The sequence below is a fragment of the Nonomuraea sp. NPDC003754 genome (assembly GCF_053605785.1).
On record NZ_JBSGJX010000022.1, the window covers coordinates 19,409 to 33,603 of the forward strand.

Consider the following 14,195-nt stretch of genomic DNA (forward strand, 5'->3'; position numbering starts at 1 on the left):
TCGGCCGGACCTAACCGACAGGGGTGAGCCAGTCGCGGTAGCGGTCGTCACGACCGTGCACGGCCGCGTCGTAGGCGTTCCTGAGCTTGGCGGTCACCGGGCCTTCCGGACCGCTCTCGCGGTGGTCGACGGAGGCGACCGGCACGATCCCGACGGCCGTGCCGCACAGGAACAGCTCGTCGGCCGTGTAGAGCTCGGCGCGCAGGATGTCGCGCCGCCGTACGGGCAGGCCGAGGTCGGCGGCGAGCCGCTCGACGGTGTCCTGGGTGATGCCCTCCAGGGCCCCGGCGGTGGCGGGCGGGGTGGCCAGCGCACCGTCGCTGACGAGGAACAGGTTGGCGGCCGTGCACTCGCTCACGTGGCCGGCGGCGTTGAGCAGCACGGCCTCGTCGAAGCCCGCGTCCAGCGCCTCGGCCTTGGCCAGCACCGAGTTCAGGTAGGGGCCGGTCGCCTTGGCGACCGTGGGGACGACGGCGGGGTCGTTGCGGCGCCAGGAGCTGGTCATCAGCCGCACCCCGTCGCCCAGGTACGTGCCCCACTCCCAGGTGGCGATCGACACCGTGACCGGGCAGTTCCGCGCCGAGATGCCCATCTCGCCGTAGCCGCGGTGGACGAGGTGGCGGATGTAGCAGGTCGAGTGGCCGTTGTCCCTGACCGTTCGCAGGGTGGCGGCGTGCAGCTCGCCCGGGGTGTACGGCACGGCAAGGCCGATGATCTTCGCGCTCCGGTAGAGCCTGGCCAGATGGGCGTCGAGCCGGAAGACCGCCGGGCCCCGCGGGGTGTCGTGGACGTTGGTGCCCTCCAGCACGGCCGTGCCGTAGTGCAGGGCGTGGGACAGCACGTGGACGCGGGCCTCCGGCCACGGAACCAGCGCGCCGTCCATCCAGATCGTCCCGGTCTCGGGCAGCTTCATCATGTCCCCTCAAGTGGCTCAATCAAGTGGCCACTTCTGAGCCACTTCTCCAATGAGTGGCGAATCTAGCGGCGGTCGACCAGGCCACACAAGAGCGGGCACAATAGCCCGGTGGGAACCGAGGATCTGAACAGGTTCGCCGTGCTCATCCGCGACCGGCTGCGGCTGCGCGAGGGCAGGCAGCCGCCCAGTCGCAGGCTCGCCGGGGCGCTGAGCGATCTCGCCGAGATCGGCGCGCTGGCCCCCGGCGGCAGGCTGCCGTCCGAACGCGACCTCGCCCTGATCGTCGGGCTCAGCCGCGGCACGGTCGCCGCCGCGCTCAACGCCCTGTGCGAGGAGGGGCTGTTCGAGCGCCGCCACGGCAGCGGCACCTACCTGCGCGAGACCGTCGCCACGGGCACGCCGTCCTTCTCGGGGCTGCTGCGCGCGGGCGCCGTCCTCGCCGACCTGTCGACCTCGGTCGTGCCCGACCCCTCACACCTCGTCGTGCCCCCGCTCGACGCCGCGGAACTCCTGCGCACGCCCACCGGCCACGGGTACGACGCCAAGGGCGACCCTCGCCTGCGCGCGCTGCTGGGCGGGGACGTCCTGATCACCGGTGGCGCCCAGCAGGGCATCGACCTGGCGGCCAGGGTCCTGCTGCGCCCGGGGGACAGGGTGCTGGTCGAGGATCCGACGTACGGCGGCGCGCTCGCGGCCTTCCAGCGGGCCGGAGCGCTGGCCGTACCCGTCGAGCTGGCCGACCCGCGAGCGGCCCGCGCGGCGATCGGCCTGCACCGGCCCGCGCTGATCTACGCCGTCAGCGTCAACAATCCGACGGGCGCGGTCCCCGACCTGCGGCACGTGGCCGACCTGGCCCGCGCCGAGGACATCCTGATCGTCGAGGACCGGACCCTCGCGGAGCTGGTGTTCGAAGGCGCCTGCCCGGGGCCGCTCGCGGACGGTCACCCGCACGGCACGGTCACCGTGGGCTCGCTGTCCAAGGTGCTGTGGGGCGGGCTGCGGGTGGGCTGGCTGCGCGCCGCCGAGCCGCTGCTGGCCCGGCTGGCCGAGGCCAAGCAGGACGCCGACCTCGCCACCAGCGCCGTCTCCCAGCGGATGGCGGCCGGACTCCTGGAAGGCAACCCCGCCGGCTCCTGGCGCGCCGAGCTGGCCGCCCGCCGCGACCACCTGTCCGCCGCGCTCGCCGCCGCGCTGCCGGCGTGGACCTGGGAGCCGCCGCGCGGCGGCCTGTCCCTGTGGGTCCGCCTGCCCGGCACCGACACCGACCGCTTCTCGGCGCTCACCCGCCGGTACGGCGTCGCCGTCGCCCCCGGCTCGCTCTTCTCCGCCGACGGCCGCCACCGCGACCGCCTGCGCCTGAGCTTCGCCCTGCGGCCCGAGCTGCTCGACCAGGCCGTCGCCGGCCTCGCCGAAGCCTGGCGCGCCCTCGACCAACAGACCGGCACGCCCGCGCAGAGCGGCTGACCCCCGTCTCGATCGGCTCGGGCCCTCGCCCTTCTCCCACGAGCACGGTCGAGGTCGCGGCAGGCGCTCACCGGTCGTCAGGGTCGCCCCGGACCGCGGTCACCAGGTCCGCGCCGGACTGGTGGAATCAGGTCCGCGCCGGACCGGTGGAATCAGGTCCGCGCCGGACCGGTGGAATCAGGTCCGCGCCGGACCGCGGTCGAGCTCGTCGCGAAGGCGGCCGACGGCCTCCCTGCCGTCGGCACGGCGCCAGGCCAGGGCGACGCGGTGGCGGGGAGCGTCCCGCAGCGGGCGCCAGACCAGCTCGGGATGGCCGGCCTTGGCGGCAGGCACCAGCGTGACCAGGTCGGGCTCGGCGGTGAGCAGCAGGACGACGGCGCTGAGCCGCCGGCTGTCGCACACCTGGACCTCGGGCCGCCATCCGGCGGCTGCGCAGGCGTCGAGCACGTGGTCGTGGTAGCCGGGGGCCTCCTCCCGGTCGAACCAGAGCAGGCGCGTGCCGGTGAGATCGTCCGCCGTGAGCCGGTCCGGCAGCCGGTGCCGCTTGCCGGCGATCACGCCGAGGGGTTCGTCGACCAGGCGCAGCAGCCTCAGGTCCGTGTCGTCGGTCGCGGGCTCGAGCACGAGGCCGAGGTCGAGTTCACCCCTGCGCAGCAGGTCCGGCTGTTCGGCGGAGGCGGCGTCGCGGAAGGCGATGTCCACGCCCACGGCTGCGGCGGCCAGCCGTACCCGGCCGAGCAGGTCGGGACCGATCCCCGTGGACAGCCCGAGCCTGAGCGCGGGCGCGGAGCCGGCGGCCAGGTCCCTGATGTCGCGCAGGGTGCGGTCGGAGCGGGCGAGCAGGTCGCGGGCCGCCTCCAGCGCCGCCGCCCCCGCGGGGGTCAACCGCACCCCGCGCGGCGTGCGCTCCAGGAGGGTGACGCCGACCGCCCGCTCCAGGGCCTTGATCTGCTGGCTCAGCGACGGCTGGGCGATGTGCAGCCGGCGGGCCGCCCGGCCGAAGTGCAGCTCTTCGGCCACTGCCTGGAAATACCGCAGCCGCCGCAGATCCCATCCCATTCCGGCCATGATAGGCCGCGCCTGTCGGGCAGGTGGAAACCGGTCTTGGACAGTCCCATCGGGGACGCTGTGCACTGGACGGCATGACTATCGTGTTCTGGGTCTTTCAGGGGTTGCTGGCGGTGTTGTTCCTCCTCGCCGGTGGCCTCAAGATCTTCGCGCCGCTCGAGGCCATCAGCGGGATCATGCCGTGGGTCGAGGACTTCTCCCGGCCCCAGGTGGCGGGCATCGGGATCCTGGAGGTGTTCGGCGCGGCGGGCCTCGTCCTTCCCGGCGTGACGCGGATCGCGCCCGTGCTGACGCCGGTCGCGGCGATCGGTCTGGTGATCCTCATGGCCGGCGCCACGATCACGCACCTGGGTCGCGGGGAGGCGCACCTGGTCGGCGGGAACATCGCCGTCATGGTCGTCGCCGCGATCGTCGCATGGGGGCGTCTCACCTCGTGGCCACTCTGAGCCCGCCCGCCGGGGCCCCGATGTCACCCCAGCCGGGCGCCGGCGGGCTGCAGGAAACCGGCGGCCGCCACCGCGCAGACGGCCGCGGCCAGCAGGAGCGGCAGGGCCGGGCCGGTGGTCCCCAGCGCGCCCATGGCCGCCACCCCGAGCGTCGCGCCGACCTGCCTGACGCTGTTGAGCAGCCCGCCGGCCGCGCCTGCCGTACCCTCGGGAGCGGCCGCGACGACGGCCGCGGCCAGCGCGGGCAGCACGAAGGAGACGCCGAGGCCGGCCAGCAGCAGCCCGGCGGGCAGCCATCCGGCGGCCAGCGCGAGGCTGCCGGCCGCCAGCAGCGCCAGCCCGGCCAGGATGGGCGGGCGGGGGCCGAAGCGGGCCACCAGCCGGCCGGTCAGCGGCGGGTTGAGCACGAAGGGCAGGGTCATCGGCAGGAACGCCAGGCCGGTGGCGGTCGCGCCGAGGTGCTGGTCCCGCAGCAGGAGCGGCAGCACGAACAGGATGCCGTTGAGCGTGAAGGTGACCGCGGCGCCGGCCGCCAGCCCGGCGCGCACGCCGCGGCCGGCCAGCAGCCCGCGGTGGAGCACCGGCGCCGGGCTGTGCCGTTCGAGCGCCGCGAAGAGGCCGGCCGCCGCCAGGGTGGCCGCTCCTGAGGCGGCCGCGTGCGCCCAGGCGCGGGAGCCGGCGGCCACCACGGTGTCGGTGAGCAGCGCCAGCACCGCCACGGCGGCCAGCTGCGCGCGCCAGTCGATCCGCCGCTCCCCCGCGGGGCAGGTGATCGCCGCGCCCTTGACCAGGGACAGCACGAGGAGGGTGATGGGCACGTTGACGAGGAAGATCGCCCGCCAGCCGGCCAGGTCCACCAGCGCTCCCCCGGCGATCGGGCCGGCGGCCACCGCCGCGCCGCTGACGGCCGCCCAGGTGGCCACGGCGCGTGCGCGGCGCGGCGGGTCAGGGTAGAGCCGCGCGATGATCGCCATCGAGCTCGGCAGGCAGGCCGCCGCCGCTGCCCCGAGCACGGCGCGCAGGCCGACCAGGGCCGGCAGCGTCGGCGCCAGCGCCGACAGGAGCGAGAGCGCGCCGAACGCGCTCACCCCGGCGCGGAAGACGCGGTGCGCGCCGTACCGGTCGGAGACGGCGCCGGCCGACAGCAGCGACGCCCCGAACACCACGGTGTAGGCGGTGGTCGCCCACTGCAGGCCGGCCACGGAGGTCTCCAGCGAGGCGGCCAGGTCCGGCTCGGCGACCGCCAGCACCGTCATGTCCAGCAGCACCATGAAGTAGCCGAGCGAGACGCCCACGAGATATCTGATCATGGCGCCCACCCTCGCCCGGCACCGACCGCCGCCTCCACCGGCTGACCCGAAGGCAGCGTTCGGAATTTCCGAACGCCCGGCGCGGGTTGGCAGCGGCATGGAACTGCGCCAGCTGCGCACCTTCGAGACCCTGCTACGGCACGGCACCGTCACCGACGCCGCCGTCGCCCTGGACCTGGCGCCCTCCAGCGTCTCCGAGCAGATCCGCGCGCTGGAGCGCTCGCTCGGGGTGTCGCTGTTCGAGCGCACGCCGCGCGGCATGCGTCCCACCGCGGCCGCCGAGCGGCTGACCGGCTGGGCGCGCCGCCTGCTGGAGCTGGCCGAGCAGGCCCGGCTGGAAGTGACCGGGCAGCCGTACCGGCTGCGCCTCGGGGCGCTGGAGACCATCGCCGCCACCCACGCGCCGCGCGTGCTGGCCCACCTGGCCGAACACCATCCCGGCTTGGAGGTGCGGGTGCGTCCCAGCTCCAGCAGGGACGAGCTGATGGCCGAGGTCGCGGCCGGGCGGCTGGAGGCGGCGCTGCTGCTGGACGCGGGTCAGGCGCTGGGCGGGCTGGGGTTCGCGCCGCCTGAGCCGCTGACCTTCCTCGACGTCGACGAGGTCCCGCTGGTGCTGGTGGCGGCACCGGGACACCCCCTGGCCGGGCGCGGCCTGGTCGGCCCCGGTGACCTGGCGGGCGAGCGGCTGCTGGTCAACGTGCCGGGCTGCTCCTTCCGCCTGGCCGCCGACAGCGTGCTCGGGCCGGGGCCCGAACGGGTCGGCGCGGGCGGGGTGGCGGTGATGCGCGCCTGGGCCGAGCAGGGGCTGGGCATCGCGTTGTTGCCGGAGTTCGCGGTGGCCGGGGCGCTGGAGTCGGGTGCGCTGGTACGGCTGGCGCTGCCGGCTCCGCGGCTGAGCCTGCGCCTGGTGTGGCGGGAGGACCGGGAGGAACTGCCGGGGTTGCGGCAGCTGCTGTACGCCGCCGCCGGCCGGCCACGCCACTCGTAGCCGCAGGGTTCGGCGGCTCCGCCCGCACGCCGCAGCCCCGATAATTGCCAGATGTGACAGATCTGGACGGCCTCGTGAGGGAGTCAGCTGACCGGCTGGCCGCGAATCACGTCGGCGTGGTGGTCGCCGCGCTGACCCCCGGCTCGGTGGAGATCCGGGGTGCCGGTCGCGCCGGCGGTGACAACGACGGCACGCCCGGCGCCGGGACGGTGTTCGAGGTCGGCTCGGTGACCAAGGTGTTCACGGCTCTGGCCCTGGCGCGGCTGGGTGTCGCCGGCACGGTCGACCTCGACGAGCCCGTGGCCGCGCTGCTGCCCGAGGGAACACGCGTGCCATCACGGGATGGCCAGGAGATCACCCTTCGGCATCTGGCGACCCACACCTCAGGGCTGCCCCGACTGCCCAAGGGCATGATGCTGGAGGCGCTGCTCCGCCCGTGGAAGCCGGATCCGTACGCCGGATGCACGATCGATCTCCTGCTCCGGGGGCTGGCTCGGACCCGGTTGGGCGCCACACCCGGACGCCGGTTCCGCTACTCCAACCTCGGCGCCGGCCTGCTGGGAGCGGCGCTCGCCCACCGGGTGGGCACCGACTACGAGACGCTGATCTCCCGGGAGATCAGCTCCCCGCTGGACCTGACCGGCACCGGCATCACCGTCGACGGCACTGCCGGCAGCGGCCGGTCGGCGCGCCTGGCGCAGGGCCACACCCGGCGGGGCAGGCCCGCCGCGGCCTGGCACCTGGCGGACATGGCCGGTGCCGGAGGGCTGCGATCCACGCCGGCCGACCTGGTCGCCTTCCTCCGCGCCCACGTGGACGACGGCGCCGGCGCGCTGGCCGAGGCGATCCGGCTCAGCCGCCGGACCGAGCACCGGATCAGCCCCTTCTCCTGGGTTCACCTGGGCTGGATGGGGCAACGGCTGCATGCTCGGCAGGGCGCCCACCTGCAGATCTGGCACAGCGGGATGACCGGCGGGTTCTCCTCGTTCGTGGGCTTCGACCCCGAGAAGGGGGTGGGCGTCGCCGTCCTCAGCAACACGCGACGTTCCGTGGACCGTCCCGCCTTCGAGCTGCTCCGCACCTTGCAGACGGCGCATTCCTGAGCTGTCGAGCCGGTCGGGCAGCCGCGGCGGGGGGGGGGCGCCCACCCCCCGCCAACTGATCGCCGACATCGCTGTACTCATCCGCGGTTGCCGATCAAACCGGCAGGAAATCAGGGGCGCAGCAGGGGACGTCCTTCAAGCGCGGCTTCCCAGAGCTTTTCCGCGGCATCTTCAGTGTCGCCGTCCAGGAACTCGGGCAACAGGATGTCAGCCGCATCATCCGCGTCGGCGTCTTCAAGGTAATCGCCCTCGGACACGCGCAGCCGACGGGCCTTCAGATCATCGACAAAGGTGACCTCGCCCCTGTCCCATGTTTCGAGCCACGCGCCCGCAGATGCAGCACCGTGTACGACGAGCATTCCCGAGTCGGAGAGTTCCGTCATCAGCAGGCCCCCGACGGTGAGCGAGCCGCCGATGAACAGATTGCTGTCCACGAGGCACATCAGGTGCTGCGCGGTGACCGAGCCGGTGACATAAAGCGGCGTGTAGACGTCTGCGTTCAGAAAGCGCATCGGCCCGTTGACCGTCAGGTAGGTACCCGGAGGGAAGGCCGCGACGGGGCGGGGTCCTGCCCCGTCGTCCGTCGCTCACAGCGAGACGGTGCTGCGCAGGTTCCACGACCTGCACCGCGATACCGGATCCGGGCCGCTGCTCGACCCGTTCCCGCTGGACCTGGCGCGTCGCTCCGGCCGCGCGCACGCGCACCACAACCCGATGGAAGCCTGGACGCCGGAGCGGACAGGCCGCTACCGGCCCACGGTTCACCAAGATCGAGAAGGTCAAAGAACCGTGCGTCAAACGCCCTTCAGAACACGATCAAGTGCCGCCCGGCCTGCGGGTCCCCAGTTCGGCTTGCCGCCGGGAAGGCCCCGATCTCCGTTCTGCCCCATGAGCATCAGGAAGAGGCTCTTCATAGCGGCCAGCCCGCGGGCGCGCCGGATCGCCGCCTCGTCTGCGTGCGCGTACATCTCGAAGAACCGTGCGGCCGTGCCCGCGGGTAGCAGCACCCATGCGGCGGCGAGGTCCCACGCCGGATCGCCGGCGAACATGCCACCGAAGTCGACGATGCCCGAGAGCGTTCCGTCCGAGACGACGACGTTCGCGGGATGGAGGTCGCCGTGCACCCACACCGGCGGGCCCTCCCACTCGGAGGCCGCGACGGCATCGGCCCAGACGGCCCGGACGGCGCGGACATCGCCGACGGCGTCGCGGTCAATGGCCTGCAAGAACTGCTCGAAGCCGCCCGTGCACCTCTTGGGGTGAGCGCCGAAGTCCGAACTGGCCGGGGCCTCGGCGGGCGCCTCCACATGGAGCGCCTGGAGGAAGCCCGCCAGCGTGTCGGCCGCGTGGGTGCCGCGGCTGATCGAGCCGTGGTCCAGCGGCTCGCCGGGAACCCACGTCATGACGGTCCAGTGCTTGGGGAAGCGCTCGGACGGTTCGCCGAACCGCACCGGGATCGGCACCGGGAGCGGCAGGCGCGGGGCCAGCACAGGTAGCCACCGCCGCTCCTTGAGCTGGAGCTCCGGGGTGGGGTCCATGCGCTGCATGCGCACGGCCAACTCGTCCCCGAGGCGCCACATCTGGTTGCCCCAGCCGCCCGCCACCTCGCGGATGGCCAGCCCTGCAAGGTCCGGATGTTGCTCCTGCAGCAGGTCGCGGACCAGGTCTGCGGTGATCTCAATCTCGGTGTCCGTCATGCGAGATCACAGTACTGAGGCGGCAGGCGGAGCGGCTCTCGCTCTCCGGAACATCTCGCTGTGATTCCTCTGGCATCACCGATTCGGTTTCAGAGAGCTGCAGATCAGAGGCTTTGGGACGGACCGGCCCCAAAGTTCAGAGAATCTCAGAGAAACTCGTGAACCACTCTTAAGATCACCAAAGGCCTGGCCATCGACAGGAAGAGCTCACTCATGCGCACCATTTACGTCGTCACCCATCCGGAGGCGACGCATCACATCGAGGGGCTCGTCGGCGGTTGGCATGATTCGCAGCTGACGCCGACCGGCCTCAGCGCGGCGGCCTCCATTGCCCAGGCGCTGCGGGCTCAGATCCCGGACGGCGGCGAGGTGGAGCTGTTCTCCTCGGATCTGCAGCGCACCCGGCAAACGGCCGAGAAGGTTGCCGAGCCGTTCGGCGTGAAGCCAATCTTGGACCGCAGACTGCGGGAGAAATCCTATGGAGAGGCGGAGGGAAGGCCACAGGAGTGGCTGGATCAGCGATTCGTGCCGCCGCCGGCTGTCGGGGAGCGGCTGGAACATGACGAGGGCGTGGAGGGTGCCGAGACCAAGGCGGCGCTGGCGCAGCGCATCTACGCGGCCATGGACGAGATCGTGCAGCGCCCCTGCGAGCACCAGATCATCGTGACGCACGGTGGCTCCCTGACCTTCGTCGTGGCGGCCTGGATCAAGATGCCGATCATGGCGGTCGGCCATGCCTTTTTCCGAGTTCGATCGGGCAGCATCACCACACTGCACGAAGACGATTTCCGCCACAGCCGCCAGGTCGTCAACCTCGGTGACACCCGCCATCTCGACTCCGCCAAAGCTGGGCTGACCTCTACCTGACCCGAACGGCAGGTCGCCGGCGTGGTCATGGCCACACCCGCCCGCCCGCGATCCGACTCCGCGATGCCCTCCCGCAACCGCGGATCCTCACCGAGCCATACGGTCAACCCGCCGACATTCTCGGCAGGCGCCTGGAACGCTGATGACCAGTGACTCTTCCGGCATGCGCCCAAGCACGCGATCGCCACGGCCTGTCGTAGTGGTCAGACGTCGTGAGCGGCCATTCACGTAGGCCGGAGGCGAGAAAGCAGGGACCGGGCGGTCGCGTGCTGGTGGCTGGCGCAGGGCCCGCGCCGCGGCTGGGACCGGAGCGCCGGCGTGGCGCCCGCCGAGCGAGCCTGACCAGCTACGGGCCGGGCTCGCTCGGGCAACAGCCCAGAGGGGCATCGCTCGGCGGCAGAAGCCAGCAGAGAAGAACGAAGGGACCGTGAACTATTGACGGGGCATGGCGAATATGTGATCACACTCAGGGCGCTCCAGAAGCGCCACCACGTAGGTCGTCGTAGCGACTACCACGTCCCAGATCGGGCCATCCGCCCTCTCGAACTCTTCCATCGATTTCCGAACAGCTCTGCGGGCCCTGGAGATCTCCTGGTCCGCCCCGATGCTCAGCGCTTCATGGAGGGCTTCGCCGAAGCCGATGATCCTTCGGCAGGTGGCGATGTCCCGCTGCCTTCCGCGTGGGAGGACTCCCCGTTCTATCTGTGCGGCATGCGCTGCATCGCCGGCCTCTTCGGCGTCCCTGAACCCGAGGACACGGGCCGCCCTGGTCGCGAGGTCGGTATCCAGTTTCTCCCACGCCTGAGGATCCAGCCGGGACAGCATGTAGATCGTCCGGCCGACGAGGAGCTCATAGGCCGATGACCGCTTCTTCGAGGTTTCCTTCGTTGCATACCAGTCGAAGCCGATGCTGATCACGAGGGTCGCCGCGGAGAATCCCACAACGCCGGACAGCAGGTTGACCATGATCGGATGCCGGTCGAGGTATTCCAGATGGTTTTCCTCCAGGTACACGCTCAGGCTGAATGACAGAAGCGCCACGAGAGCCAGGAGAAGTTGCAGCCTTAGCGGAAGTGACTTCATGGGTACTCCGGTGAGGCGTCGAGGGCGATCGCCCGAAGCTGACGGCTGTCGATCCAACGGTCAGTGGTTCAGCACGGTTCCCTGCCGTGTCCCGCCTGTGAGGGGCGCACGCGCAGGGTGCGGACCTTCCTCCAGACCCGGCCTGCGACCTCCTTGAAGTCGATCAGGTGGTAGGTGCCGGCGTCCGGTCGCGTGGTGCAGGAGACCGGTGTCGGGGGCGGCTCGGCGGCGCCGCCGAGCATCTTCACCTCCTGCGCGAGGGTCCCGGCAGCGGCCCGCGGGGCACCGCTCCGCTCCCGCGCACGACCGGCGGGGTGGGGCCGGTAGGCCCGACGGCGTACCGGCAGAGCCCTGGTGCGCTGCTGGTCGAGCGTTGACGAGCGGCACTACCCCAGAGCGAGCGTGAATCAACAGAAGCGAACCCGCCGCTTCACGCGCATGTATCGCCGCCGCTGTCCGTCTTTCCGACTGCGTCCAGCCCGTCCGAGTGCAGATGTGTTGAGATCTAGTCGTTATAAAGTGCGGTATTGCATGATTCTGATGATTCATGGTGAATTGCAAAGGCAAGGCTGTTCGTATTCGTCCCGGCCGCCCCATCCCCCGGCCCGCGACGGGCCACCGGCCCGCGACGGGCCACCGTCCCAGCCCTTCCCACCCGTTTTCACCGTGCCGCCTCACGGCTCTCCCCAGCACCCCCGCGAGGGCAGGCTCCGGCATGCCCCGGCCGGGCCGTACCAGTGGAGCCTGCCCGCCATCCACCCCCCATGGAGGCAGTTCGTGCGTGCGCTTCGACAACTTCTCTCCGGCTTCGCCGCGACGACCCTGCTGAGTACGGCCCTGGTGAGCGCCGGGCTGGCCGCGACCGTGGCAACGGCCGCTCCCGCAGCCGCGGCGGCGGTCGACGACGGTCTCGCGCTCACCCCGCCCATGGGTTTCAACAACTGGAACAGCACCCACTGCCGTGCCGAGTTCAACGAGGAGATGGTCAAGGGAATCGCGGACCTGTTCGTCTCGAAGGGACTGAAGGACGCGGGATACCAGTACGTCAACCTCGACGACTGCTGGGCGCTGCCGCAGCGCGACCAGAACGGCAACCTGGTGCCCGATCCGGTGCGGTTCCCCCACGGCATCAAGGCGGTGGCCGACTACGTCCACTCCAAGGGCCTGAAGTTCGGCATCTACACCAGCGCCGGCACCAGGACGTGCGACGCCAAGGGCTTCCCCGGCGGGATCGGCCACGAACGGCAGGACGCGAACCTGTTCGCCTCCTGGGGTGTGGACTACCTCAAGTACGACAACTGCGGCGACCATCTCGGGCAGAGCGCGCTTGAGAGGTACACCACGATGCGCGACGCGCTCAGGGCCAGCGGCCGGCCGATCGTCTTCAGCATCTGCGAGTGGGGCTCCAACCAGCCGTGGCTCTGGGCGCAGGACGTCGGCCACCTGTGGCGCACCACGGGCGACATCAGCGACAGCTGGTCCTCGATGCTCGACATCATGAAGCGCAACCTGGCGCTGGCGCAGTACGCCAAGCCGGGGGCCTGGAACGACCCCGACATGCTCGAAGTGGGCAACGGCGGCATGACGGACACCGAGTACCGCACCCACTTCAGCATGTGGTCGATCATGGCCGCTCCGCTGCTCATCGGCTCCGACCTGCGCAGGGCCTCAGGCGAGACGTTCGACATCCTGCTCAACAAGGAGGTCATCGCCGTCGACCAGGACCCGCTCGGGATCCAGGGAAGCGTGCTGAAGTCCGAGGGCGGCCGGTGGGTCGTCGTCAAGCCGCTGGCCAACGGGGACAAGGCGGTCGCCCTGTTCAACGAGAGCGACCGGGCGCAGCGCGTCGCCACCTCGGTGACCGAGATCGGACTGGCCGACGGCAGCCCGGCCTACCGGGTGCGCGACCTGTGGACCCGCACGGACACCCACACCGAGGACGTGCTCGCGGCGACGGTCCCCGCGCACGGCACGGTCATGCTGCGCGTCTCCAAGGACGCCGGGTGGGCGCGGTACGCCCCCGCGGTCGAGCTGAGCCCGCAGGGCGAGGCCGCCTATCCGGACGGCCCGGTGCTCGCCCACCCCGGCAAGCCTCTCACCCTCGCCACGACCGCGGTCAACCACGGGCACGTCCCGGCCCAGCGGCTCTCGGTGCGGGTGACCGCGCCCGAAGGGTGGAAGGTGGAGGCGACCTCCCCCACGACGAAGGGCACCCTCGCTCCCGGCAGGACCTTCCGTACCACCTGGAAGGTCACCGCGCCGGCCGACGCCCCCTCCGGTCACCACGAGGTGACGGCCACGCTGGACCACACCGGCCCCGGTGGCCGGCCGCCGGCCCGGACCACGGGCACGGCGGGACTGCTGGTGCCGCCCGCTGCCCCCACCGGCAGCTCCTACCTCAGTGACGTCGCCTGGCTGAGCTCGACGAACGGCTGGGGCCCCGTGGAGCGGGACCGCAGCGTCGGCGAGGACGGCTCGGGGGACGGCGGGCCGCTCACCGTCGGCGGAGCGGTGTACGCCAAGGGCCTCGGCGTGCACGCCCCGAGCACGGTCGAGTACTACATCGGCGGCGCCTGCACCCAGGTGACGGCCGTGGCCGGCCTGGACGACGAGGCGGGGACCCGCGGCACGGCCGCGTTCGAGATCTGGGCGGACGGGCGGAAGGTCGCGAGCACCGAGGTCATGACCAACGCGATGCCCGGGCAGCGGCTCACGGCCGACATCTCGGGAGCCGCCCTGCTGCGCCTGGTGGTCACCGACGGCGGGGACGGCATCAACTACGACCACGCCGACTGGGCGGACGCCAAGCTCACCTGCGCCGGCCCCACCCACAACCACTACGAGGCCGAGGCGCCGGCCAGCGCCGTCGAGGGCGCCGCCCTGCGGGCCGCGTGCGGCGGGTGCTCCGGCGGCGCGAAGGTCGGCTACATCGGCAACGGCGCCGCCAACGCCGTCACCCTCACCGGCGTCACCGCGCCGAGCGAGGGCGACTACCGGCTGGAGATCCACGGCCTGGTCGACGGCTCCCGGTCCTTCTCCGTCAGCGTCAACGGCGGCCCGGCGACGCAGGTGGCGCTGACCGGCACCAGCTGGTCCGTCCCGGCCGTCGCGACCGTCACCGTACGGCTCGCCGCCGGCGCCAACACGCTCCGCTTCGGCAACGACACCGCCTATGCCCCCGACCTCGACAAGGTCGTCGTCCACGGCTGATCACGGATGACCACGGCTCCCGGCCCCGGGCGGACCGCCGCCC

At 72.0% G+C, this 14,195-nt stretch carries 13 protein-coding genes; 6 read left to right on the top strand and 7 right to left on the bottom strand.

Translation table 11 applies throughout. The features are described from left to right. Nucleotides 1–10: 10 nt before the first annotated feature. Nucleotides 11–916 carry a branched-chain amino acid transaminase gene (locus tag ACWEVS_RS25925; RefSeq protein ID WP_452553747.1) on the bottom strand — a complete coding sequence of 302 codons (906 nt, stop codon included), beginning with the start codon at nucleotides 914–916 and terminating at the stop codon, nucleotides 11–13. 108 nt (nucleotides 917–1,024) lie between these two features. Here ACWEVS_RS25925 and ACWEVS_RS25930 point away from each other — a divergent pair, with 108 nt between their 5' ends. Next, entirely contained in the window at nucleotides 1,025–2,380 is a 1,356-nt protein-coding gene (locus tag ACWEVS_RS25930; protein WP_452553749.1) for an aminotransferase-like domain-containing protein, read from the top strand. A gap of 177 nt (nucleotides 2,381–2,557) precedes the next feature. On the opposite strand, the gene ACWEVS_RS25935 is transcribed toward ACWEVS_RS25930, so the two are convergent. Next, nucleotides 2,558–3,439: a LysR family transcriptional regulator gene (locus ACWEVS_RS25935; protein WP_452553751.1), complete on the bottom strand. Its 882-nt coding sequence runs from the start codon at nucleotides 3,437–3,439 to the stop codon at nucleotides 2,558–2,560. 83 nt (nucleotides 3,440–3,522) lie between these two features. On the opposite strand from ACWEVS_RS25935, the gene ACWEVS_RS25940 reads away from it, so the two are divergent. Then, the gene (locus ACWEVS_RS25940) at nucleotides 3,523–3,894 is read left to right on the top strand and encodes a DoxX family protein (RefSeq protein WP_452553753.1); all 372 of its coding nucleotides are present in this window, start codon (nucleotides 3,523–3,525) and stop codon (nucleotides 3,892–3,894) included. Nucleotides 3,895–3,917: 23 nt separating this feature from the next. Here ACWEVS_RS25940 and ACWEVS_RS25945 read toward each other — a convergent pair whose 3' ends face one another. Beyond that, nucleotides 3,918–5,204, bottom strand: a complete 1,287-nt coding sequence (locus ACWEVS_RS25945) for an MFS transporter (protein ID WP_452553755.1) — start codon at nucleotides 5,202–5,204, stop codon at nucleotides 3,918–3,920. A 97-nt stretch (nucleotides 5,205–5,301) separates the two neighbouring features. Between ACWEVS_RS25945 and ACWEVS_RS25950 the strand changes: the two genes are divergently transcribed. Beyond that, nucleotides 5,302–6,192 (top strand): LysR family transcriptional regulator, encoded by an 891-nt coding sequence (locus tag ACWEVS_RS25950; RefSeq protein ID WP_452419549.1) that lies wholly within the window; start codon nucleotides 5,302–5,304, stop codon nucleotides 6,190–6,192. 53 nt (nucleotides 6,193–6,245) lie between these two features. Next, nucleotides 6,246–7,295, top strand: coding sequence for a serine hydrolase domain-containing protein (locus ACWEVS_RS25955; protein WP_452553756.1), 1,050 nt, complete (start codon nucleotides 6,246–6,248; stop codon nucleotides 7,293–7,295). Nucleotides 7,296–7,405: 110 nt separating this feature from the next. Here ACWEVS_RS25955 and ACWEVS_RS25960 read toward each other — a convergent pair whose 3' ends face one another. Further along, nucleotides 7,406–7,807: a hypothetical protein gene (locus ACWEVS_RS25960; protein WP_452553757.1), complete on the bottom strand. Its 402-nt coding sequence runs from the start codon at nucleotides 7,805–7,807 to the stop codon at nucleotides 7,406–7,408. Between the two features lie 282 nt (nucleotides 7,808–8,089). Then, on the bottom strand, nucleotides 8,090–8,992 hold the full coding sequence (locus ACWEVS_RS25965; RefSeq protein ID WP_452553758.1) for an aminoglycoside phosphotransferase family protein: 903 nt from the start codon (nucleotides 8,990–8,992) through the stop codon (nucleotides 8,090–8,092). A gap of 213 nt (nucleotides 8,993–9,205) precedes the next feature. Between ACWEVS_RS25965 and ACWEVS_RS25970 the strand changes: the two genes are divergently transcribed. Beyond that, nucleotides 9,206–9,859: a histidine phosphatase family protein gene (locus tag ACWEVS_RS25970; RefSeq protein WP_452553759.1), complete on the top strand. Its 654-nt coding sequence runs from the start codon at nucleotides 9,206–9,208 to the stop codon at nucleotides 9,857–9,859. A 432-nt stretch (nucleotides 9,860–10,291) separates the two neighbouring features. Here ACWEVS_RS25970 and ACWEVS_RS25975 read toward each other — a convergent pair whose 3' ends face one another. Then, a complete protein-coding gene (locus tag ACWEVS_RS25975; RefSeq protein WP_452553760.1) occupies nucleotides 10,292–10,942 on the bottom strand; it encodes a hypothetical protein in 651 nt (216 codons plus the stop codon). Between the two features lie 68 nt (nucleotides 10,943–11,010). Further along, nucleotides 11,011–11,184: a hypothetical protein gene (locus ACWEVS_RS25980; RefSeq protein WP_452553762.1), complete on the bottom strand. Its 174-nt coding sequence runs from the start codon at nucleotides 11,182–11,184 to the stop codon at nucleotides 11,011–11,013. 535 nt (nucleotides 11,185–11,719) lie between these two features. Here ACWEVS_RS25980 and ACWEVS_RS25985 point away from each other — a divergent pair. Continuing rightward, the gene (locus ACWEVS_RS25985; protein WP_452553764.1) at nucleotides 11,720–14,152 is read left to right on the top strand and encodes an NPCBM/NEW2 domain-containing protein; all 2,433 of its coding nucleotides are present in this window, start codon (nucleotides 11,720–11,722) and stop codon (nucleotides 14,150–14,152) included. Nucleotides 14,153–14,195: the final 43 nt, after the last annotated feature.